This window comes from Streptomyces kronopolitis (genome assembly GCF_050953795.1).
GTDB lineage: Bacteria > Actinomycetota > Actinomycetes > Streptomycetales > Streptomycetaceae > Streptomyces > Streptomyces kronopolitis_A.
The window spans coordinates 2,896,816-2,920,024 of sequence record NZ_CP191850.1 but is presented as its reverse complement, the minus strand read 5'-3'; the positions used below and the strand labels follow the sequence as shown (position 1 = coordinate 2,920,024).

At 73.6% G+C, this 23,209-nt stretch carries 15 protein-coding genes; 10 read left to right on the top strand and 5 right to left on the bottom strand.

The window, feature by feature from the left end; all coding sequences use genetic code 11:
* Positions 1 to 62: 62 nt before the first annotated feature.
* Both ACQP17_RS12695 and ACQP17_RS12690 read left to right on the top strand, forming a co-directional pair.
* A complete protein-coding gene (locus tag ACQP17_RS12695; protein WP_433856368.1) occupies positions 63 to 2,768 on the top strand; it encodes an alpha/beta fold hydrolase in 2,706 nt (901 codons plus the stop codon).
* Positions 2,765 to 3,628, top strand: coding sequence for an ABC transporter permease (locus tag ACQP17_RS12690; protein WP_433856367.1), 864 nt, complete (start codon positions 2,765 to 2,767; stop codon positions 3,626 to 3,628). Before ACQP17_RS12695 ends, ACQP17_RS12690 begins: the two co-directional genes overlap by 4 nt.
* A 67-nt stretch (positions 3,629 to 3,695) precedes the next feature.
* Here the strand turns inward: ACQP17_RS12690 and ACQP17_RS12685 are convergent, their stop codons facing one another.
* Positions 3,696 to 4,715 (bottom strand): alpha/beta hydrolase, encoded by a 1,020-nt coding sequence (locus ACQP17_RS12685; protein WP_433856366.1) that lies wholly within the window; start codon positions 4,713 to 4,715, stop codon positions 3,696 to 3,698.
* 270 nt (positions 4,716 to 4,985) lie between these two features.
* On the opposite strand from ACQP17_RS12685, the gene ACQP17_RS12680 reads away from it, so the two are divergent.
* Both ACQP17_RS12680 and ACQP17_RS12675 read left to right on the top strand, forming a co-directional pair.
* Positions 4,986 to 7,124 (top strand): FUSC family protein, encoded by a 2,139-nt coding sequence (locus ACQP17_RS12680; protein WP_433856365.1) that lies wholly within the window; start codon positions 4,986 to 4,988, stop codon positions 7,122 to 7,124.
* A 169-nt stretch (positions 7,125 to 7,293) separates the two neighbouring features.
* Positions 7,294 to 8,373, top strand: a complete 1,080-nt coding sequence (locus ACQP17_RS12675) for a rod shape-determining protein (protein ID WP_433856364.1) — start codon at positions 7,294 to 7,296, stop codon at positions 8,371 to 8,373.
* A 100-nt stretch (positions 8,374 to 8,473) separates the two neighbouring features.
* Here the strand turns inward: ACQP17_RS12675 and ACQP17_RS12670 are convergent, their stop codons facing one another.
* The 3 genes from ACQP17_RS12670 to ACQP17_RS12660 all read right to left on the bottom strand — a co-directional run bounded on the left by ACQP17_RS12670 (position 8,474) and on the right by ACQP17_RS12660 (position 10,272).
* Complete coding sequence (locus ACQP17_RS12670; protein ID WP_433856363.1) at positions 8,474 to 8,767, bottom strand: hypothetical protein; 294 nt, start codon at positions 8,765 to 8,767, stop codon at positions 8,474 to 8,476.
* Positions 8,768 to 8,881: 114 nt separating this feature from the next.
* Positions 8,882 to 9,898 carry a hypothetical protein gene (locus ACQP17_RS12665; RefSeq protein WP_433856362.1) on the bottom strand — a complete coding sequence of 339 codons (1,017 nt, stop codon included), beginning with the start codon at positions 9,896 to 9,898 and terminating at the stop codon, positions 8,882 to 8,884.
* A complete protein-coding gene (locus ACQP17_RS12660; RefSeq protein ID WP_433859897.1) occupies positions 9,895 to 10,272 on the bottom strand; it encodes a PadR family transcriptional regulator in 378 nt (125 codons plus the stop codon). The genes ACQP17_RS12665 and ACQP17_RS12660 overlap by 4 nt, the downstream gene beginning before the upstream one ends.
* Before the next feature lie 331 nt (positions 10,273 to 10,603).
* Here ACQP17_RS12660 and ACQP17_RS12655 point away from each other — a divergent pair, with 331 nt between their 5' ends.
* Positions 10,604 to 11,674, top strand: coding sequence for an alpha/beta fold hydrolase (locus tag ACQP17_RS12655; RefSeq protein ID WP_433856361.1), 1,071 nt, complete (start codon positions 10,604 to 10,606; stop codon positions 11,672 to 11,674).
* 89 nt (positions 11,675 to 11,763) lie between these two features.
* Here ACQP17_RS12655 and ACQP17_RS12650 read toward each other — a convergent pair whose 3' ends face one another.
* Complete coding sequence (locus ACQP17_RS12650; RefSeq protein ID WP_433856360.1) at positions 11,764 to 12,813, bottom strand: site-specific integrase; 1,050 nt, start codon at positions 12,811 to 12,813, stop codon at positions 11,764 to 11,766.
* Between the two features lie 843 nt (positions 12,814 to 13,656).
* Here ACQP17_RS12650 and ACQP17_RS12645 point away from each other — a divergent pair.
* The 5 genes from ACQP17_RS12645 (at position 13,657) to ACQP17_RS12625 (ending at position 22,903) form a co-directional block, all read left to right on the top strand.
* Positions 13,657 to 13,965: a hypothetical protein gene (locus ACQP17_RS12645; RefSeq protein ID WP_433856359.1), complete on the top strand. Its 309-nt coding sequence runs from the start codon at positions 13,657 to 13,659 to the stop codon at positions 13,963 to 13,965.
* A gap of 315 nt (positions 13,966 to 14,280) precedes the next feature.
* Positions 14,281 to 14,505, top strand: coding sequence for a hypothetical protein (locus tag ACQP17_RS12640; protein WP_433856358.1), 225 nt, complete (start codon positions 14,281 to 14,283; stop codon positions 14,503 to 14,505).
* Positions 14,506 to 14,898: 393 nt separating this feature from the next.
* Positions 14,899 to 15,105: a DUF5988 family protein gene (locus ACQP17_RS12635; RefSeq protein ID WP_364879021.1), complete on the top strand. Its 207-nt coding sequence runs from the start codon at positions 14,899 to 14,901 to the stop codon at positions 15,103 to 15,105.
* A gap of 79 nt (positions 15,106 to 15,184) precedes the next feature.
* Positions 15,185 to 16,519: a beta-ketoacyl synthase N-terminal-like domain-containing protein gene (locus ACQP17_RS12630; RefSeq protein WP_433856357.1), complete on the top strand. Its 1,335-nt coding sequence runs from the start codon at positions 15,185 to 15,187 to the stop codon at positions 16,517 to 16,519.
* 36 nt (positions 16,520 to 16,555) lie between these two features.
* Complete coding sequence (locus ACQP17_RS12625; RefSeq protein ID WP_433856356.1) at positions 16,556 to 22,903, top strand: SDR family NAD(P)-dependent oxidoreductase; 6,348 nt, start codon at positions 16,556 to 16,558, stop codon at positions 22,901 to 22,903.
* Positions 22,904 to 23,209: the final 306 nt, after the last annotated feature.

Below are 23,209 nucleotides of genomic sequence, written 5' to 3'. Positions count from 1 at the left end.
GGACCGGCGGCGTCGGCCCGGGGGGCCGGTGGCCCGCCGGGGCCCGTCCCTAGGATCGGGGGATGGAACTCCGAGCCCTCAGACCGCGTGGACGGCGCCTGTACGCCATCGTGGGCGCGCTGGCCGTCCTCATAGGGGGCGGCACCTGGGCGTCCGCCTCCTCGGACGCCGCGCCCGCCGTGCACCGGGAGGACCGGTTCCTGACGATGCCGGACCGGCCCGGCAGCGCGCGGCACGTACGGATCGACACCTCCTTCTTCACCGCCGGGCGCACCACCGAGCGCCGCCCCGCGGTGCTGCTCGCGCACGGGTTCGGCGCCAGCAAGGCCAATCTCCGCCCGCAGGCCGAGCGGCTCGCCCGGGACGGATACGCCGTACTGACCTGGTCGGCGCGCGGCTTCGGCAAGTCCACCGGGAAGATCGGGCTGAACGACCCGCGGGGCGAGGTCGCCGATGTGCGCCGGATGATCGACTGGCTGGCCCGGCGCCCCGAGGTGCAGCTCGACAAGGCCGGCGACCCCCGGGTGGGCGTCGCCGGCGGCTCCTACGGGGGCGCGATCTCGCTGCTGGCGGCCGGCTACGACCGCCGGGTGGACGCCATCGCCCCGCAGATCACCTACTGGAACCTGGCCGACGCGCTGTTCCCGCACGGCGTGTTCAAGAAGCTGTGGGCCGGGATCTTCTTCACCACCGGCTCGGCGGGCACCGCCACCCGCACCCCGACCGGCCCGCCCGCCGAACCCGGCTGCGGGAGGTTCGAGCCCGAGCTGTGCCGGATGTACCAGCGGGTGGCCGTCAACGGCCGGCCCGACGCCGCGGCCCGCAAGCTGCTGGAGAGCCGCAGTCCGATGGCCGTCGGCGACCGCATCAAGGTGCCGACGCTGCTGATGCAGGGCCAGACCGACTCGCTGTTCCCCCTCGACCAGGCCGACGCGATCCGGCGGGCGGTGCGCCACAACGGCGCGCCCGTCGACGTCGACTGGATCGCCGGCGGGCACGACGGCGGGGACCGGGAGATGGGCCGGCTGGACATCCGTACCAAGCTCTGGTTCGACCGCTACCTGAAGGGCGACCGGCACGCGGACACCGGGCCCGCGTTCCGGATCAGCCGCACCGGGGGAGTGGACTCCACCAACGGCACGGCGCGGCTGCGCGGCGCCGGCGCGGACCGCTATCCGGGCCTGGACAACGACCCCCGGCACATCCGCCTGGCCGACCGCCCCCAGACGTTCGACAACCCGCCCGGCGCCGGACCGCCCGCCATTTCCGCGGTGCCCGGCGTCGGCGCGCTCGGCAACCTCTCCGAACTCGGGGCGGGCGGCCTGTCCCTGGACTTCGCCGGCCAGTACGCCCGCTTCGTCTCGGCGCCGCTGCGCACCCCCCTGCGGCTCACCGGCAGCCCCACCGCCACCGTGCACGTACGGTCCGACACCCCGGACGCGGTGCTGTTCGCCAAGGTCTACGACGTCGCGCCGGACGGCCGCCGCCAGGAGCTGCCGTCCCAGCTCGTCACGCCGTACCGGCTCAAGGGCACCGGCGACGGCGGCGGCCGCACCGTGAAGCTGCGGCTGCCCGCCGTCGACCACGAGTTCGCGGCCGGCCACCGGCTGCGGCTGGTGCTGTCGTCCACCGACCTCGGCTACGCCTCGCCGGCCGAACCCGCCTCCTACACCGTCTCGTTGCGGGGCGGTGGCATCGAGGTGCCCACCGCGCCCCGGGTGCGTACCGCGCCGGCCCCGCTGCCCGGCTGGACCTGGGCGCTGCCCGCCGGGGCCGTGGTGCTCGCCGGGCTGCTGCTGCTCACCGGCCGCCGCCGGGGCGCGGCCGCCCCGGCCCCCGACCCGGCGCTGGCCGAGGTCCCGCTGCGGATCAGCGGGTTGAGCAAGCGCTATGCGAAGTCCGCCGCGGGCTACGCCGTGCGGGACCTGACGTTCGGGGTGGAGCGGGGGCAGGTGCTCGGTCTGCTGGGGCCCAACGGGGCCGGCAAGACCACCACCCTGCGGATGCTGATGGGTCTGATCACGCCCGACGAGGGCGAGATCAGGATCTTCGGGCAGGCCGTGCGGCCGGGCGCCGCGGTGCTGTCGCGGGTCGGCGCGTTCGTCGAGGGGGCGGGATTCCTGCCGCACCTGTCCGGCCGCGCCAACCTCGATCTGTACTGGCAGGCCACCGGCCGGCCCGCCGCCGACGCCCACTTCGACGAGGCGCTGGAGATCGCCGGGCTCGGCGACGCCCTGCAGCGCGCCGTGCGCACCTACTCGCAGGGCATGCGGCAGCGGCTCGCGCTGGCCCAGGCCATGCTGGGGCTGCCGGAGCTGCTGATCCTCGACGAGCCCACCAACGGGCTCGACCCGCCGCAGATCCGGGCCATGCGGGACGTCATGATCCGCTACGCGGCCGCCGGGCGCACCGTCATCGTCTCCAGCCATCTGCTGTCCGAGGTCGAGCAGAGCTGTACGCACCTGGTCGTCATGGACGGCGGGCGGCTGGTCGCGGCCGGGCCGGTCGCCGAGATCACCGGCTCCGGCGACACCCTGCTGGTGGGTGTCGCGGACGAGGTCTCCGACGCCGTGGTGGAGAAGGTCGGCGCGCTGCCCGGCGTCGCCTCGGCGGTGCGTGCCGAGGACGGGCTGCTGGTCCGGCTGGACGGCGCCAGTGCCACCCAACTGCTCACCGAACTCCTCCGGTTGGAGATCGCCGTGGACCGTCTCGGCCCGCACCGCCGCCTGGAGGACGCCTTCCTCACCCTGATCGGAGGGGACCGATGACCACCGCGACCCCGGAGGCACGGGCACCCGGCTACCGCCCCCGCCGCACCCTCCCGCTGCGCGTCGAGGCCCGCCGCCAGCTGCGCCGCCGGCGCACCCTGGTGGTCGCCGCGGTCCTGACGCTGCTGCCGTGCGTGCTGTTGGTGGCGTTCGCGGTCGGCGGCGATCCGGGCGGCCGCGGCAACGGCCGGATCACCCTGATGGACGCCGCCACCGCCTCGGGGGCCAACTTCACCGCCACCGCCCTGTTCGTCTCGGCGGGCTTCCTGCTGGTGGTGCCGGTGGCGCTGTTCTGCGGGGACACGGTCGCCTCGGAGGCGAGCTGGGCCTCGCTGCGCTATCTGCTCGCCGCGCCGGTCCCGCGGGCCCGGCTGCTGCTGAGCAAGCTCATGGTGGGGCTGGGGTTCAGCGCCGCCGCGATGCTGCTGCTGCCGCTGGTCGCGCTGGGCGTCGGCACCGCCGCGTACGGGTGGGGCCCGCTGCAGCTGCCCACCGGCGGCGCGCTGCCCGCGGGGCAGGCGGTGGCGCGGCTGGCGGTGGTCGCCGGTTACGTCTTCGTCAGCCAGCTGGTCACCGCGGGGCTGGCGTTCTGGCTGTCGACGGTGACGGACGCGCCGCTGGGCGCGGTCGGCGGCGCCGTCGGGCTGACCATCGCCGGCAACGTCCTCGACCAGGTCACCGCGCTCGGCAGCTGGCGCGAGGCGCTGCCCGCCCACTGGCAGTACGCCTGGGTGGACGCCCTCCAGCCCCGGCCGGAGTGGTCCGGGATGATCCAGGGCTCGGCGGTCTCGGTGTCCTGCGCGCTGGTGCTGTGCGCGCTGGCGTTCCGCGGTTTCGCCCGCAAGGACGTGGTGTCCTGACGGGGCGCCGGACGGCAGGCGGCCGACGGCCGACGGCCGTCCGGTCGGGCCGCCGGCGCCCGCCCGGTCAGGCGGTCGGCCCCGTCATCCGCGCGCTGACCCACTTCATCGTGCCCTCGCCCAGGCCCTGGACGTAGGTCGCCGCGCTGTGGGTGCCGTCCGGCACCACCTGGAGCCGGGTGTGCACCGGCCCGTGCCCGTACTGGGAGATGAACTTCCGCACCTTCGGCAGCACCGTGTTCTCCCGGGAGCCGTCCTGGAAGGCGACGTAGACCTGCGGTCCGCCGCGCGCGATCAGCCGGCGGGCCAGCACCTCCGGGTTGTTCTCCCGCTCCTCCTTGGCGTGCCCGTTCCACAGGGGCGAGTCGGGCACGATGTCCGGACCGTTGGGTATCGCCATCTTGAACGTCTCCGGGTTCTGCAGCACGTTCTTCAGCGCCGCGAACCCGCCCGACGAGGAGCCCATGATCGCCCAGGCGTCGCGGGTCTTCAGGGTGCGGAAGTTCTGCCGTACGAGGTCGGGCACGTCCTTGCTGAGCCAGGTGCCGATCTTCGGCTGGCCGGGTATGTCGCTGCCGTCGTAGTACTGCTTGTCGTTGGGGTTGAGCACCGGCATGACGAGGATGAACGGCAGGCTGGTGCCGTCCTTGGACCACTGGGCGAGGCTCTCCTCCAGCTTGAGGTCGGAGCCGATCCAGTAGTTGACGGGGTAGCCGTAGGAGCCGGGCAGCGCCTCCATCACCGGGAAGCCCTTGTTGGCGTTCCGCTTCTCGTAGTACTCCGGCGGCGCCCACACCCACACCTTGCCGGTGAAGCCCGACTTGGGGCCGTGCAGGGTGGTCACCCCGATCGGGGTGTTCCGCCCGGCCCCGCCGACCCGGCTCTCCTCCGTGAAGCTGATCGGCCGGGTGGGCCACTGCACCAGCGAGTGCTTCCCCGCGGGGGTGCGGTGCAGCGCGGCGCTCGTCCCGGGGCCGAAGCTGACGGGGGCGGAGGCCTGGGAGGCGCCGGTGCCGCAGCCTGCCGTGGCGGCGAGCAGGGTCAGGGCGATCAGCGCGATCACCGGACGGAACAGGGCTTTGTGCACGGGGCTTTCTCCTTGCCGAACACCCGGGGGTGGTGTCCGGGCTGACCAGCAAGAGGGGGCCGGGGCGGCGCCTGGTTTCCCTTCCGGGGTGTCGGCTTTGTCGCACGGCCCGTCCGGAAGTCGAGCATCCCCTTCCTGACCTGGGATGTTTTACGCTCAACGGAAGGGTGGTTTACCGGGATTTTCCCGGTCGGTGCCGCGGGACCGGCCCCGACACCGTCCGCCGACGCCCTCCGGGAACCCCCGTCCGCGGCCCGTATCCTCGTCGCCATGACCTGGTCGCGTGCGCTCAAGGACGCCGCCCGCTCGGGACTGACCATCGAGCGGACGAAGCTCACGCCCCTGATCGCGATCCGCGGCTCGGTCGGGGTCGCCCTGGTCATCGGCCTGTGCCTGTGGCGCGGCGATCCGACGCTCGCGGTCTCCTCCGCCTTCGGCGCGTTCTCCTCGGGCATCGTGACCTTCCAGCGGAGCATGCGGCCGCGCCCGGTGCTCGCGCTCGCCGTCGCCGGGGCGCTGGCGGTCTCCACCTTCCTCGGCTATCTGGCCGCCGCCCACCTCCTCGCGTTCATGCTGCTCCTCGCCGGCTGGACGTTCCTGGCCGGGATGGCGTGGGCGATCGGCCCGGTCGCCGGGCTGGCCGGCACCCAGACCGTGGCGATCATGCTGGTCACCGTCACGCTGCCGACGTCCGTCCTCGGCGCGCTCCAGCACGCCGCCCTGATCTTCTTCGGCGGCCTCGTGCAGGCCACCCTCATCGTGGTCTTCCCGGTCCGCCCCTGGGGCGTGCAGCGCGACGCGCTCGCCGACGCGCTGGCCGCCGAGGCGGACTACGCGCGGCGGCTGCGGCAGGACCCGGTCGCCCCGTTCGACCCGGCGCCCCTGATGGACGCCCGGATCGCCTCCGCCGTGACCCCGCGTCAGGCCAGGCGGCGCCCCGTCCAGCTGCACGGCCCGCGCGGCCTCGCCGAACGCGTCCGCCCGGTCCTCGCCTCCCTCGCCGACCCGGTCGTCGGCGCCCCGCTGGAAGGGCCCGAGCGGGACCGCGCCCGCGATCTGCTGGGCGCCGCGGCCACCGTCCTGGACGCCGTCGCCCACGCGGTACGGCACGCCAGGCCGGTGCGGCTGCCGCCCGAGGCGATGGCCGTCCTCGAAGTCCCCGCCACCGGCCCGATGCTGCACGGCGCCGCCCGCCGTTCCGCCTACCGCCTGATCTCCCTGCTCGCCGACGCCGTCGAACTCACCGACGAGCCGGTCGAGGCCACCCGCCCCACCACCGAGGCCGAACGCGGCCATCTGCTGCGCCCCAGCGTCCCCCGGCTGGTGCCGGTCGCGCTGCGCTCCCTGCACCGCGAGGCCCGCTGGAGCTCCCATGTCCTGCGGCACGCGCTGCGGGTCGCCGCCGTCGCCGTCGCCGGCTATCTGCTGGGCACCGTGCTCCCGTTCGGCCACGGCTACTGGGCGCCGCTGGCCTCCGTGATGGTGATGCGACCGGACTTCGCCCAGACCTACTCGCGCGGCGTGGCCCGCTTCAGCGGCACGCTCGTCGGCGTCGGCGTCGCGGGCGGGCTGATCGCCCTGGCCCACCCCGGCCTGTACGTCACCGCCGCGCTGGCCGTGGTCTGCGTGGCGCTGATGTATCTGCTGATGCGGACCGGCTTCTCGGTGACCTCGGCGTGTGTGGCGGCCTACGTGGTCTTCCTGCTCGGCATCGCCGGTGCGGGCTGGCAGCAGACCGTCCAGGAACGCGTCGTGCTCACCCTCGTCGGCGGACTGCTCGCGATGCTGTCGTACGCGCTGTTCCCGGCCTGGGAGACGCCCCGCCTGCGCGACGGCCTCGCCGACTGGCTCGCGGCCAACGGGCACTATGCCCTGGCCGTGTTCGACCTCTACGCCACGCCCGCCGAGCGCCGCCCCCGGCAGATCCGCGACGCCCTGCTGGACTCCCGGGCGGCCCGCGCGGCCTGGGAGGAGAGCGAGACCCGCGCCGAGAAGGAACCCGTGCGCCACCGCGGGCTGTCCCGCGCCTCGGCGAAGGCGGCCGGCGCCGCGCTGGCCACCATGGGCCGGGTCACCATGATCCTTGAGGTCCATCTTCCCGAACGCGACGCGGACGCCTCGCCCGGCGCCACCGCCTTCGCCTTCGAGCTGCGCGCCTCCCTGGAGGAGGCCACCGAAGCGGTCCGGGAGCGGGGCGAGGTGAACTGGACCGAGCTGCGGGCCGTATGGGAGAGGTGGGACGCGGAGGACGAGAGCCGCGGTGTCGCACTGCGCGCCGCGGACCTGCTCGTCGACGCCCTCGACGACCTGGCCGAGGCGCTGTCCCGGGAGCCGGCCGGAGCGGACGGCGCCCCGGGGGACGACGAACCGGACACGGCGCGCGGCACGGAGCGGAACGGTGGCGGATGAGAGGGGGATGAGGCGGCTGACGAGTCGGCGGACCGCGGGGCGGGAACCATTCCGAGCCCCCGGTAGTCTTATGAGTTGCCCGCAATGAACGCCATTGGTAGCCCATGGGGTTGTCTGCGGTGCAATGCCCCAGGTTTCCCTCCCCTCTTCAGAGAGCACACGACCCCCCATGGCGTCCAGCACTTCGTCCGGTACGTATGACATAGGCATCGACCTCGGCACCGCCAACACCCTGGTGTACGCCCGCGGCAAGGGCGTGGTGCTGAACGAGCCGTCCGTCGTCGCGGTCAACGCCGCCGGCGAGGTGATCGCGGTGGGCGAGGAGGCCAAGCGGACCATCGGCCGTACGCCGTCCGGGATCACCGCGATGCGCCCGCTCAGGGAGGGCGTGATCGCCGACTTCGACGCCGCCGAGCGGATGCTGCGGGCCCTGATGAAGAAGGCCCTGCCCAGCCGCCGTTTCTCCCGGCCGCGGGTGGTCATCTGCGTCCCGTCCGGCATCACGGGCGTCGAGCGGCGCGCGGTCGTCGACTCCGCCAAGGGTGCCGGCGCCCGTGAGGTGCACCTCATCGAGGAGCCGATGGCCGCCGCGATCGGCGCCGGCCTCCCGGTGGACGAGCCGGTGGGCTGCATGGTGGTGGACATCGGCGGCGGCACCACCGAGGTCGCCGTCGTCTCCCTGGGCGGCCTGGTCACCGCCCAGTCCGTCCGGGTCGCCGGGGACGCCCTGGACGCCGCCGTCACCTCCTACGTCAAGAAGAAGCACAACCTGGCGATCGGCGAGCGCACCGCCGAGGACATCAAGATCGCGATCGGCTCGGCCGCCTGGACCCCGGTCGGCACCGACGAGGACGGCGCCGAGGACCGCCCCACCTCCTACACGGTCCGCGGCCGCGACCACGTCACCGGCCTTCCCCGGATCCAGGAGATCACCGAGGAGGAGATCCGCGACGCCCTCGCCGAACCGGTCGACGCGATCGTCCAGGCCGTCCACCGCACCCTCGACGAATGCCCCCCGGAGCTCTCCGGCGACATCGTCGAGCACGGCATCGCCCTCACCGGCGGCGGCGCCCTGCTGCGCGGCCTGGACCAGCGGCTGCGCCAGGAGATGGGCGTCCCCGTGACGGTCGCCGACGAGCCCCTGGACTGCGTGGTCAACGGCACCGCCAAGTGCGTCGACGAATTCGCCAGCCTGCACGGCCTGCTGACCGGCGCCAAGCAGCAGCCGAGGAAGTCGGTCCGGCTGTAGGGGCGGGCGGCGCGGGGCGTCGGTACGGTGCGCCGTCCGCCGGGGCGGCCCGTCCGCCGGGGCGCGGCGCCGCGCCCCCTCCCGGTGCGTACGCCCCCGGTCAGTCACCCGCCTCCCCGGTGCGGCGCACGTGCCGTTCCGCATTGATGAGGAACAGGTTGGAGGCACCCGGCCTCAGCAGGAAGGCGGCGAACTCGTCGGCGTCCGGTCCACCGCACGGAATGTCCGCCACGACGGAGCCGGCGGGGTCCTGCCCACGGGACAGGTGAAAGACGATGCCGTTGGGGAGCGTGACCCGGATCTCCTCGGCCTCGAACGGGGTCGGGACGCCGTCGCGGACGACTTCGACGTGGAGCGGTGCCCCTGCGAACGGGGTGGGATCAGTTGTCGGCATGGCGCGATTCTCCACGCAAGGGCCTGCACCGGACCGCGTCCGGAACGCGCTTGGCTCCGAGCGCGGCACGGGGCCTGCCCCCGCTCCCGTTCGACGCCGACGGGGCGTGCCGGTTCAGCCGGTCCCGCGCCGTGCGGTCAGGCCGCGGGTGCCGGTCGCGGTCAGGGCTGCCGCCAGGACGGCGAGGACGCCCGCCTGCACCGTGGCGGCGGTGACGAGGAGGCCGGGGGCATCGGTACGGGCCAGGAACGCGAGGCCGAGAGTCCGCTCCACGAGCACGGCGAGGCCGAGCGCGGCCAGGGCGACGGGCAGCGCGGGGTCTTCGGTGTGCTTCGGTGAGCGGTACCGGGCGACCAGCCACCCGGCGGCCGCGGCGATGAATGCCGCGCTGCCGGCCCATCCCGGGTCCGCGTCCCCGGGCCACACCACGGTCGCCGCGCCCATGAGGACGCAGGTGGCCATGAGGACCGGTCCGGGAGACGCCGGCGGGAGCCGGGCCGGCGGGGCGTCGCGGTGGAAGCCACAGCACAGGGCGAGGACGGTCAGCCAGGAGAACGCCGCCGCCGTGAGCGAGAAGGAGACCGCCACGGTGTCCTGCCCACCGTCCAGATGCCGGGTCACCGAAGCCAGGTGGGGGAGGGCCGCGAGGACGGCGAAGGCGAAGGCGGTGCGCCGGCGGTCGCGCAGCAGCGCCAGGTAGACCACCGTCCACGCCAGCGGAAGCAGCCGGCTCACGACCTCGTACGGTCCGGCCGACGCGCCGTGGCCGGTGAAGCCGCCCAGGGCCACCTCCCGTTCCTGCTCGGGGGCGCCGTGCAGCCAGGCCAGGAAGAGGGCCTGCCCGGTCAGCGCGGAAGCCGCTTGCCACAACACGCTCAGCAGCGCGAACAGGCGCACCACCGCGCCGAGGTGGGCGTAGCGGGCCGGGGCGCCGGCGGCGCCCATCCGGGTGCGGAGGGCGAGGGCGGCGATGCTGGCCACCTCGCCCCAGGCCGGGCGCAACTCGTCCCGGTCCTGCTCGTCGATCCCGTGCAGGTAGGCCTCCACCATCTCCTCCTCCCGCTCGGCGCGGTAGTAGGAGGGCAGCAGGCGCAGCACGGTGCGGTAGCGCTGTTCGAGCACGGTGGTCACGCGGTGCCTCCCGCGAGGCCCGGGCGGCGCACCGAGCGGCCGGCGGGGGCCGGCCCGGCGGCCGGGGGACGGTGGGCGGCCATCCGCTCCGTCGCCGCCCGCGCCCCGGCCGCCATCCGCTGTGCCTCGGCGGACAGGGCCGCGCCACCGGCGTCGGTGAGCCGGTAGTACCTGCGCAGCCGGCCCTGTTGTACCTCCTCGCGGTCCAGCTCGATGAGGCCGTCGGCGGCCAGCCGGTCCAGCACGCCGTACAACGTGCCGATCCGTAGCTGCACATGGCCTTCGGACAGCTCGTCGACCACCTGCACGATCCCGTAACCGTGCCGCGGCTCGTCGACCAGCGCGGTGAGGACGAAGAACGCGGCTTGCGTCATACCCCTGGAAGCCATGTCGGCACTATATCCTGCCTTCCGATATATAGGGAGAGGGAGGGGCCCGCCCCGTCACGGGCCACACCGTCCCGGCCCTGTCCGGACTGCGCCGCCCCGCCGCCCACCCCGCCCGCGGCAGTGTCATGATCGTGGCGGAGGGGCCGCGAAGTCCGGGAGCCTGACGCGCAGTTGCCCACCTTCGGCGGCCGCGATCCCTCGTCCCCCTCCGCCGTCCGTCATCCGCTCCCGACCGGAAGCCGCCGCACCCCACCACTCCGCCACTCCGCCACTCCATGAGTCCACCACGGAACCGCCGAACCCCCAGGAGGAACGCATGCCGCAGTCCGCGAAGACGCCGTCCACGTCATCCGCGCCGTCCATGCCCCCCACGCCGACAGCCCCGCTGCCGGACGCCACGCACCGCACGGTGGAGGTCCCCGGCGGCCGCATTCACCTCGTCGAGCAGGGCAGCGGGCCGCTCGTCCTGCTGGTGCACGGGTTCCCCGAGTCCTGGTACTCCTGGCGCCATCAGCTGCCCGCGCTCGCCGCGGCGGGCTATCGGGCGGTCGCCCTCGACGTGCGCGGCTACGGGCGTTCCCTCAAGCCCCGTGAGGTCGCCGCCTACCGGATGCTGGCGCACGTGGCCGACAACGTCGCGGTGGTGCACGCCCTCGGCGAGGAGACCGCGGTGATCGCGGGCCACGACTGGGGCTCACCGATCGCCGCCCACAGCGCGCTGCTCAGGCCCGATGTCTTCACCGCCGTGGCGCTGCTGAGCGTGCCCTACGCACCCCGGGGCGGCCCCCGGCCCACCGAGGCCTTCGGGCGGCTCGGCGGCGACGGGGAGTTCTACATCAGCTACTTCCAGGAACCCGGGCGCGCGGAGGCGGAGATCGAGCCCGATGTCCGCGGCTGGCTCGCCGGCTTCTACGCCGGGCTCGCGGGCGAGGCCGAGCGCGCGTCCGACCCGGGGGACACCGCCCTCTTCTCCGTCCCCCCGGGCGGGAAGCTCTCCGACCGCTTCCCCCGGGACGTCCGGCTTCCCCTGTCCTGGCTCTCCGAGGCCGACCTGGACTTCTACGCCGCGGAGTTCGAGCGGACCGGCCTGACCGGCGGACTCAACCGCTACCGCAACGTCGACCGGGACTGGGAGGACCTCGCCGCCTGGCAGGGGGCCACGCTCGACCGGCCGGCGCTCTTCATCGGCGGGGAACTCGACGCCACCACCCGGTGGATGGCCGACGCGATCAAGGCCTTCCCCCACACCCTCCCGGGCCTGTCCGCCTCCCATATTCTCGACGGCTGCGGCCACTGGGTGCAGCAGGAACGCCCCGCGGAGGTCAACCGCCTGCTGACCGACTGGCTGCACACCCTCCCCGCGGCCCCCGCCCGCATCCCGGACTGAGCCCGGCTCACCGGGGCCGCCGCCGTCCGGGGGCGCGTGCGGCGGTCGCCCCACCGCCCCGCCGGCAGTGGCCCGGCGGCGGCATGCCGTCACCCCTGGGGCCGTGGGGGGAAAAGGGTTCGGCCCCCGCCCGGAGTGGGGGCGGGGGCCTGGTGCGCCGGTGGCGCGCGGTGGCTCTGCGCGGGGAGGGGATGCCGGTCGGGGGGCAGATACCGGCGGGCGTCCTCCAGCGGCCGGCCGGCGGCGCCGCACAGCAGGGGCAGCGGCAGCCCCGCGTCCGCCATCCAGGTCAGCCCGGTGTGGCGCAGGTCCTGGCGGCGCAGGTACTCGTGGCCCAACTCGGTCACCACGTCGTCCCAGCGGGTGCTGTCGCGCAGGACGGCGGCGGTGAAGCGGCTCCCGTCCGGGCCGGTGAACAGCCGGGCCTGCGGGGTGTGGCGCGCCGCCTCCAGCCGCGCGGCCGCCAGCTCCCGCACGGCGGGGCGCAGGGGCACCACCCGCTGGTTTCTGCCCCGGCAGGCCCGGTCGGCCAGGCCGTCCGGTTCGGACACCGTGCAGCGCTGTACGTGCCAGGTCCAGGTGCTCACATCGATGTCCTGGGCCCGCAGGCCGGACACCTCGCTGAAGCGGGTGCCGGTCCAGGCGGCGAACCGGACCGCGTCCCCCCAGCCCTGGTAGTCCCCGGCGGACCGCTGGACGAGCGCGGCCGCCAGCCGATCCAGCGTCCGCACGTCCGGCAGGGCCAGCGCCCGGGGCGTGGTGCGTTCGCGCTGCGCCCGCTGGTACTCCTGCTGCCAGCCGGCCACCCGGGCCGGATTGGCGTCCAGCGCCCCGTCGCGGACGGCCTGTTCCAGCACGCGGACCAGCACGGCCAGGCTGTTCTTCACCGTCGACAGACCGCACTCGTCCGCGATCCAGCAGTGCAGCGCGCGGTTGACCACCCGGCGGGTCACCTCGCGGACGGGGACGTGGCCGATGCTGGGAACGACCCGCAGCCGCCACCCGGCCTGGTACGGGGACATGGTCAGCGTCTCCAGACCGTGCATCGCGGCCGGCCACCGCCGCTCCCCGTAGGCGGTGAGTGACATCGCGGGGGACTCGTTCTCGGGGGGAAACGGATACCCGGCATCGTTGTTCATTATCGAATCACCCTTGTCCGATCGGGGAGTTATTCAGCCGGCCGCTGCCGATGGCGCGAATCACTCGCCCGCGCGAAATCGGAATCGAGGAATCCGGTCGCATCGCACCCGGGGGTGGTGCGGTGAACTGTGAGCTCCGGCGGAGAGCGCTTTGCGGTGCCGTCCGCCGAGGGGGAGGGACCGGGTCGGCGCCAAGTCCGGCAAAAGCCCGAGCTCTACCGCGCGGACGGTCCGTGCCGGCGGCCTCCCGCGGATCGGTCACAGGGACGGAAGAATTGTGGACGCACCGCCAACTCGTCCCCTCACAAAGGGAGATGTGGCTGCGGAGGAGGGGTCTTCGGTGCTGTAATGACTTTCGTTGTCATGGTCGTACGAGGCCGGCGACGCCGCCCGCCCAAAGGCGGCGAGCCGGCCCCGATGCGTTCCGCGCACAAGAATGACAAGCGGCCGCCTTGTGTGAGCAGGCGGTTCCTGGTGGTGACCGGGAGGGCGCGGTCTGCAATCAAACGCTTCATCAGTCATGTCTGGAATAAAGGCATCTACTAAGGCCATTGCGCAAGTTGGTACGAGTTTCCACTTTTCGCGCTGCTCCGAACGGGTGGCCTTATCGATTGACTGTTGTAGCGCGACGAGCCGCATGGATAACTAGTTCCATCCAACCGGTGGGCCGCCCATCCTCTCCGGGGAGCGGCACCTGGCCTACCCGTTGGCCCGGCCTCAGCGCCTGGTTGCGGTCAGACCGAGATGCCGTATGGGCGTCCCCGGTAGAGGGTTTTGGATCCGTCAGCCGGTGCCGATTCTCGGCACCGGCTGATCGGCCCCCACATTCGGTCAGGGGGCTTCATGCGAACTCTTCCCTTCCTTCGCCGGATCGCCGGTGTCCGCACCGTGATCCTGAGCCCCACCGCGGCGGTACCGGCTCCCGGCGCCTCCGTCGGCGACACGGATGTCATGAACCCGGCGCCTTCCCGGCGCACGGCGTCCACCACCCCGCTCGCCCCGGCCCACCCGCCCGCCGGCGGCGCTCCGGCCCCGGCGCCCTGCGGCACCTCCCCCCTCAACGTCCCCCGCGGCGTTGACGGCGCCGCTCCCGTCGCCGCGGTCCGCCCCCATGTCCCTTTTGCCGACGGCGACTTACCCGTCCGGCGGTGAAGCCGGCGCGGACGGCGAGTTCCTGGTCACCGGCGCCGGCCCCCGCCACACCCCCCACCTCCCCCACGCCCCGGCCGCCCGGCCGGCTCCCGCGGTCCGGGACGCCGCCCCGCACCCCCGCACCCCCGCACCCCCGCACCCCGCGGGGTCCCGTCCCCGTCCGCACCCACTGACGGCACTCCCGCCGCCCGGCGTCCCCGCCGGAGCCCTCCGCCGGACCGGCTCTTGCCGCCCGCCGCCCGCCGCCACGACCGGTCCCCGCCGGCCCCCGCGGCACCCCAGGTAGGTCCCACACCTCGACGCCAAGGAACAGCGATGCCTCTTTCCCCGCACCAGGGGTCCACCGGCGGTGGAGCCCCGGTCCCCCCTCCCCCCACCGGCAGCGGCCCCGCGGACGCCACCGCGGCGCGATGCGGTCCCCCGCGGACGGCCGCCCCCGCGTCCCCCTCCGACGCCTTCGCGCCCACCGCGCCGCCGTACGACACGGCCCGCCCGGTGGGCGCCGTGCTCCCCGCCGAACGGGACACCCGCACCACGTGACACCGCCGGCCGGCTGAGACCGGCGCACGCCCGGCCCGGGTCCGTTCGCGGCTCCCCGGCACCGGACCCGAGGCATCGCACCCCCACCCCTACCCCCACCGTCTCGGGGCCGTCCGCCGCACGACGGATCCGCCCCCCCCGAAGCGGCGTCCCGCCCCCCCCATGGCCGCCGCCGGGACCGGCCGGCCCGCAGCACCGCAGTAACGCTTCACCGCACCACCACCCCCCACCGCCTCCGGCGAACCGCCCTCGCCCCGTCGCTCCACCGGACACGGCCGGTCCGGTGGCGCCGTCGTCCCCTCGGCCGCAGCCCGCAGTGACTGCACCCGGGTCCCCCCACGGCACCTTCCGCCCGCCCCAGATACCCACTGCGACAGAAAAGCGGAGAACAACATGGCGAAACGAACAATGGTGATCCTCGTCGACGGGCCGGAGGGAAATTCCCTGCCGGAGCACGCACGGGACGCCGTGAACGATCCGATAAGGGTCCTGCGGGGCAACGGCTACGAGCGTTTCGAATTCTACGGCGAATACGCGGACGTCGACGGAGAGCAAGTCCCCGTCTACCGCTGGTGTTACCGCACACGCATCGCCGAGTAGGCGCCGTGCGGTGCACGGAAGAAAGCAAGCCGAACAGGAGAAAGAACATGTGCAATCTCAGGAGTGAAGGAGTCCGGTCATGAAGCGAGCGTCAGGGAACCCGGAAAGTGGAAGCGACGGCCGCAATGTGGTCGTGACCGGTGTCGGATTCTGTCTGCCCGGCCGGACGACGCCGGTCTTCACGGCCGACGACATGTGGACCGTCATCTCCAACGGCCAAACATGTCTCAAGCGTGACGAGGTCTACTACGGTTCGGTGGACCTCACCCAGGAGATGTTCGACGAGCGCCTCCCGGAGGTTCCTCCGTTCTTCTCCCGGCATTACACACCTGCCCACCGTTTCGGTCTGGTGTCGATGGCGGAAGCTACCGCGGATGCCGGGCTGACATTTCGCGGCGGAGCGCTGAGTGAAGCAGCGATACTGGTAGGACGCGGCGGTGTGGATGCGAACGTCGAAAGCTACCTCTCGATGCTGAGCGCCGATCCTGGAAAGATCACCGCAGCGGAGGCAATGGAGCTCTTCGTCGCCGCAGAACAAGCCATGACTCCCTCGGACGTGGCACTGGTGCAGGCCGCGCTGACCCGCTCCAACGGACCTTGTTACACCGTCTCGTGCGGTTGTGTCTCGTCAGCCGTGCAGATCGGCAACGCCCGGCGGATGATCGCCCAGGGCGAGGTGGAGGTCGCGGTCGTGACCGGGGTCGACGTGTTCAACGTCCACCTCATCCAGAACATCCAGCGGCTGCTGAGTGGGGCCCAGCACACCTACGACTCGCTCCGGACCACCGGCATGCCGGAACTGCTGCCGTCCTTCCGCTCTCTGATGCGGCCTTACGACCGGCGGGCGGACTGCATCAACCACGGTCAGGGCTCCGCCACCGTGATCATGGAGAGTCGGGAGCACGCCACCCGGCGGGGCGCGCACGTTTACGGGCAGGTGCTCTCCACTGCCCTGACCCGCGACGGGCTGGCCAACCCCCTGGCAGCCGACGAGACCGGCGCGGAACTCGTCACCGCCGTGCGCCGATGCCTCGGTGACCGCTGGCACATCGACGACGTGCCCTACGTCCACGGCGCCAGCGACGGCAACGTCGTCGTCACCGCCTTCGAGGCGAAAGCCGTCAAGGAGTTGTACGGGCCGGACAGCACGGTGCTGATGACGTCCCAGGAGGGCTGCTTCGGCCACAACGGCGCACCGGCCGGCTGCCTGGGCGTCGCCATGACGCTGATGATGCTCGAACGGGGCGAGGTGTGCCCGACGGCCAACTGCGAGCAACCCGCCGAGGGACTGCCCTTCGACCCCGTCCCCGGCACCCGGACCCGCGCGCTCGACTTCGACTACGCACTGTCCTTCAACTACCAGGTCGGTGGCGTGAAGAACGCCATCCTCCTCGGCAGCCCGGAAGCCGTGTGACGAAGGGCAGATCACCTCCCACGTACGGAGACCCCGATGAGCAACAACACGCACGGCCCGACAGCCGGGACACAACCCGGAACCACAACGGAGAACATCGCCGTGATCGGCATGGGATGCCGGCTTCCCGGTGACACCGATTCGCCCGCGGCCCTGTGGCGGCTGCTGGTCGACGAACGCGACGCGGTGGGCGAACTGCCCCCGGAGAGAAGGCGCCTGGTCCCCGGGGGGCTCCCGGGGCCGGTGGAGGGGGAGGCGACTCCCCGGCAGGGTGGCTTCCTGCGCGATGTGACGGGCTTCGACGCCGCGTTCTTCGGCGTCTCGGGCCGCGAGGCCGATATCCTCGACCCCCAGCACCGCCTGCTGCTGGAGGTCACCTGGGAGGCCCTGGAACACGCCGGCCTCCCGCCGGACCGGATGAACGGCACCCCCACGGGCGTCTTCGCCGGCATCAGTTACACCGACTACATGGATCACCTCGCCGGTCACCCCCAGGAGCTGGAGGGGTCGATCCTGACCAACGGCCACTGCGTGGCCGCCGGGCGGATCTCCTATCTGCTGGGGCTGCAGGGTCCCTGCGTGGCGCTGGACACCGCGTGTTCGTCCTCGCTGGTGGCCGTGCACACGGCACGCCAGGCGCTGAGCGCCGGGGAGTGCGACCTCGCGCTCGCCGGCGGCGTCACCCTGACCTTCCAGCCGCGCATCACCCGGTCGTTCGCCCGGATGGGCATGCTGTCCGCCACCGGGCGCTGCCGGACGTTCGACGCCGACGCCGACGGGTTCGTGAGGGGTGAGGGCTGTGGTGTGGTGGTGCTCAAGCGCCTCAAGGACGCGCTACGGGACGGGGACCGGGTACTCGCGGTGCTGCGCGGCTCGGCGACGAACCAGGACGGCTCCTCCGAAGGGCTGGCGGCACCCTCGGTGACCGCACAGCGGGCCCTGTACCGGGAGGCCCTGGACCGGGCCGGGGTCGACCCGCGGGACGTGGGCATGGTGGAGACCCACGGCACCGGCACCCCGGTGGGCGATCCCATCGAGTTCGCCAGCCTCTCCGACGTCTACGGCAACGGGCCCGGCCGCTGCGCCCTGACCTCGGTGAAGACCAATGTGGGGCATCTGGAACCGGCCGCCGGCGTCACCGGACTGATCAAGAGCGTGCTGTGTCTGCAACGCGGCACCATCCCGGCCAACCTGCACTTCCGGCGCTGGAACCCGGCCATCTCGGCGGCCGGCACCCGGCTGTTCGTCCCCACCGAGCTGAGTTCCTGGCCGCTGCGCACCCCCACCCGGCTGGCCGCGGTGTCCTCCTTCGGCTTCTCGGGCACCAACGCGCACGTCCTGCTGGAGCAGGCCCCGCAGTCCCCGGCCGTCGCACGCCGCAGCTCCGGGCGGCCCGCGCAGCCGTCGTCCGAGGTCTTCCTCGTCTCGGCCGGCTCCCCGGACGTGCTGCCGGCCGCGGCCACCCGGCTCGCGGACTGGATGGAGGGCGACGGCGCGAACCTCCCGCTGCACGACCTGGCGCACACCCTGGCCCTGCGGCGCTGCGCGGGCCGCGGCCGGATGGGCGTGGTGACCTCCGGTCGCCGTGAACTCATCGGCTCCCTGCGGTCGTTCGCGTCCGGACAGCGTCATCCGGCGGTGGTCACCGGCGCCGTGGGCGCCGCGGTCGAGCGGCAGCCGGTGTGGGTGTTCTCCGGCCAGGGCTCGCAGTGGCCCGGCATGGGGCGCGGACTGCTGAAGGCCGAGCCGGCCTTCCTGGACGCGTTGAGTGAGGTCCACGAACTCATCACGGCCGAGAGCGAGGTCTCCGTCCTCGACGTGATCCGCAACGGCCGTCCCGTCCAGGGCTGCGGCACGGTGCAGCCGGTCCTCTTCGCCCTCCAGATCGCCCTCGCCGCCACCTGGCGCGCCCACGGCGTCGAACCCGCCGCGGTCATCGGCCACTCCATGGGCGAGGTCGCGGCGGCGGTGGTCGCCGGTGCGCTGTCGCTGGCCGACGGCGTGCGGGTGATCTGCCGGCGCTCGGGGCTGCTGAGCGACATCGCCGGCAGCGGCAGCATGCTCAGCGTCGGGCTCGACGCCGCCACGGTGCGCGCCGAACTCGCCGACAGCGCGGCCGAGACCGTGTCGGTGGCGGTGCTGTCCTCGCCCGACTCCACCGTCGTGGCCGGGCGGACCACGGAGGTGAGCCGGCTGGCCGCCGCCTGGGAGGCCCGCAAGATCCCGGTGTTCCCGATCGCGGTGGACGTCGCCTCGCACTGCCCGCTGGTGGACCCGGTCCTGCCGGCGCTGCGCACGGCCCTGTCCGGACTCGCACCCCGCTCGCCCGACGTCCCCCTGTACTCGACGGTCGTCGACGCCGGTGTCACGCCGGCCTTCGACGCCGACTACTGGTGCGACAACCTGCGCCGCCCGGTGCGGTTCGCCGAAGCGGTGGCCGCCGCGGCCGCCGACCGGCACGTGGTCTACACCGAGATCTCCCCGCACCCCGTCGTCACCCACTCCGTCGAACGCAGCCTGGCCGGGCTCGCCACCGATCCCGTGGTCCTGCCCACGCTGCGCCGCGACGAGGACGAGCAGACCACGCTGCGCACCCAGCTCGCCGCCGCCCACTGCGCCGGCGTGCCGGTGAACTGGCGGTACCTGTACGACGACGGCAACCTCGTGGACGCCCCCACCGTCACCTTCGACCGCCGCCACCACTGGGCCGACGCCGCGCCGGTGTCCGCACCGGCCACCGAGGCGCCGGGGGCCGCGCTGCCCGGCCGGCACAGCGAGTTCCCCGGCGAACCCGTGCGGCACGCCTGGCGCGCCGACGCCGGCACCGACGCGCTGCCCTGGCTCGCCGACCACAAGGTGCACGACCACCCGGTCTTCCCCGGAGCCGCGCACTGCGGACTGGCCCTCGCGGCTGCCTGCGAGGTCTTCGGCGCGGCACCGGATGAGGTGGAGGTCACCGACGTCCACTTCGAGCAACTGCTGCGGCTGGCCCCGCGGACGGAGGTCTCCACGGTCGTCACCCTGACCGCGCCGGACCGCGGGACCTGCGAGATCCTCGCCCGCAACGAGAGCGGCGGCTGGGAGCGGCAGGCGCAGGCGGTGCTGCACCGGCTCAGCGTGCGCCCCGAGCTGCGGCCGCGGTCCGTCGAGGCGATGAGCGTGCGCCATCCGCTGGCGGTGGAGCCCTCCGCGCTCTACGACAGCCTGCGCCGGCGCGGGCTGGAACACGGCCCGGCCTTCAATGGCGTGCGCGCACTGCACACCGGACGCCACAACGACAGCTTCTGGGCACAGATCGCCGTGCCGCCGCAGGCGGACACCCCGCCGTCCGGGCTGCCGCTGCACCCCGTCCTGCTGGACCTGTGCGCCCAGCTCGCCGTGGCGCCGTTGATCAACGAGGAGGACTCGGCGCTGGTGCTGCCGGTGCGGATGCAGGCGCTGCGCATCCTGGGTGACCCCGCGAGTGCGGTGTACTGCCACGCGCACGTCAGCGAGATCACCCCGCAAGTCATAGTGGCGAACGTGCGCCTCCTGGACGACAGTGGCGCCGTGGTACTCGTCGTCAACGGGCTGCGGTGTGCCCGGCGGGCGGCGCGGACCACGGCGGCGTTCGACGACTGGCTCCTGGAGATCGGCTGGCAGCAGGCCCCCCGGGTGACACCGGACGGCGCCCGGGCGCCGGGCAGTTGGGTCGTCATCGGCGAGGCGGACGGCTCGGCCGAGACGCTGGCCGCCGCGCTGCGCAAGCACTGCGCCCGCACCGTGGTCTGGGACCGGGCGCTGGACGACGGCTCCCTCGCCGCGTTCCGCGACGCCCTCACCAGCCGCCTGGCCGCGACCCTGGAGGCGCCGCGCGGCGTGGTGCTGCTGTGCGGGCCCGCGGACGGCGAGGACCCGACCGAAGGGTCCCTGCGGCGCACCCGGCGGCTGCTGGGCGCGCTGCAGTCGCTCGCCGCCACCACCACCGGCGCCCCCCGCCTGTACGTCGTCACCCGCGGGGCCCGCGGTGTCGTGCCGGGGGACGAGGTCGACCTCGGCCAAAGCGCGCTGCGCGGGCTGCTGCGGGTCGGCGCGCTGGAACACCCCGAGGTCCGGCCGGTGTCGCTGGACACCGGCGCCCGGGACGCCGCACCCGAGGAGGTGGCCCTGGAACTGCTCGCCGACGCGGCCGACGACGAGGTCGCACTGCGCGACGGCGGCCGGTACGTGGCCAGGCTGGCACACGCCCCGACCGACGGCGCCCCCGACCGTGCCGCGACCGCCTGCACCGTACGGCACGGGGTGGACGGGTTCCGGCTGCGCGCCTCCCGGCTCGGCGATCTGTCGAGCCTGGAGTACGCGGCCGTCCCGCGGCGCGCCCCCCGGCCCGGCGAGGTCGAGGTCAAGGTCACCGCCGCCGGGCTCAACTTCCGCGATGTGCTCACCGCCATGGGCCTGCTCCCCGGCGATCTGGACGTCCGCTACCGGATCGGCTTCGAGTGCTCCGGCGTGGTCAGCGCGGTCGGCGAGGGGGTGGAGCGGGTGCGGGTCGGCGACGAGGTGATCGCGGTCGATCTGCGCGGCGGGGCCTTCGGCTCGTTCCTGACCCTGCCCGCCGAGACGGTCGCGCCCATCCCGTTCGGCATCACGCCGGTGGTCGCGGCCGGACTGCCGATCGCCTTCCTGACCGCCTGGTACTCCCTGCGGACGGTCGCCCGGCTCACCGCGGGGGAGCGGGTCCTGATCCACTCCGCCACCGGCGGTACGGGGCTGGCGGCGATCGCGGTGGCCCGGCTGCTGGGCGCCGAGGTGCTGGCCACGGCCGGCAGCGAGGACAAGCGCCGCTACCTGCGCGGCATGGGCATCCGCCACGTCATGGACTCCCGGAGCCTGGAGTTCGGCGAACGCACCCGGGAGGCGACCAACGGCGAGGGCGTCGACGTGGTCCTCAACTCGCTGTCCGGGGCGGCCATCCGGACGGGCCTGGAGACCCTGCGCCCGTTCGGCCGCTTCGTGGAGCTGGGGGTGCGCGACATCATGGCGGACGCCCCGCTGGGGATGCTGCCGCTGCGGCACAACGTCACCCTGAGCACCGTCGACCTCATCGAGCTCCAGCGCAACCGGCCGGACACCTTCGCGTCGGTGTGGCGCGAGGTGCTCGGCGCGTTCGAGGAGGGCCGGCTCAAGCCCCTGCACTGCACGGAGCATCCGCTGTCCGAGGCCGCCACGGTCTTCCGCACCATGGCGGCCGCCGACCACGTCGGCAAGCTGGTGCTGACCGTGCCGGACACCGGCGAGGCCGCCGCGGTGCTGCCGGATCTGGAGATGCCGGTGCAGGAGGGCGGGGCGTACATCGTCACCGGCGGACTGGGCGGCCTCGGCCTGGCCACCGCGAAGTGGCTCGCGGGGCACGGCGCCGGCCACGTCGTGCTCAACGGCCGCTCCGCCCCGGCGCCCGACGTCGCACAGACGCTGGCCACCACGGTGGGCCGGACCGCCAAGGTGTCGGTGGTCCTCGGCGACATCGCCGATCCGGGCACCGCGGAGCGGCTGGTGTCCACCGCGGTGCGCGACGGCTTCCGGCTGCACGGCGTGGTGCACTGCGCCATGGTGCTGGACGACGCGGTGCTCACCAACGTCGCCGACGAGCAGCTGGAGCGGGTGTGGCTGCCGAAGGTGGCCGGCGCCTGGCACCTCCACCACGCCACCGAGGACCATCCCCTGGACTGGTTCGCGGCGTTCTCCTCCATGGCCTCGCTGCTCGGCAACCCCGGGCAGGGCGTCTACGCCGCGGCGAACTCCTGGCTCGACGGGTTCGCCGCCTGGCGCTCGGCACAGGGCATGCCGACGGTGGCGGTCAACTGGGGCCCGTGGGGCGAGATCGGTGTCGCCACCGACTTCAGCCGCCGCGGATACCGCACCATCCCCACCGACCAGGGACTGGCGTCACTGCATGCGCTGCTGTCCCACCGGCGGGTGCAGACCGGGGTCATTCCCGGCCCGCCGGAAACCTGGGTGCCGCCCGCCGGCCGGCATCTCCCGTTCTTCAGCGCGGTGTCCGGTGAGGCGCCGCCGGAGGAAGCGGAAGCGCCCGCGGAGAACACCGACGACATGCGCTCCCAACTCGCCGCGCTGCCCACCGGACTGGCGCGACGGTCCGCTCTGGAAGACCATATCGCGGGCCATGTCCGCGATGTTCTCCGGCTCGGGAAAAGCTCGCTCGATCCGCAGACCCCGCTGAAGTCCCTCGGATTCGACTCCCTGTTGGCGATGGAATTGCGGGTGCGGCTCGACCGTTCCTTCTCCCTCGCCCTGCCGAGGAACTTCGTCTGGGAACACCCGACGCTGGCCGCACTCGCGGCCGGAATCGCGGAACAGCTCGGCCTGGATCTGCCGTCGGCCTAGCCCCGGCATTTCCCCGGCGACGCCCGGCGGGCGCAGCTGCCCGCCGGGCGTTCGCCCTGCCCCCGGCGACCGGTGCGCACCCGGCCTGAACTCCGCTGCCCGGCAACGGTGTTGGGCGTACGGCCCGCCGACTCCCACCCCCTCGCCGACGCACTCCGTCCCGCCCCGTTCACACCCGGCAGAATTCCTGATACATTCTCGCCGCCACCTCACCGGTATCTCCTTGCGCATTTCCGAAGCCGGTGCCGCCGGAAATGCGCAACCGTTTTTTTGTGGTCATAGTATTTCACGCCTCCCTCTCCTCCG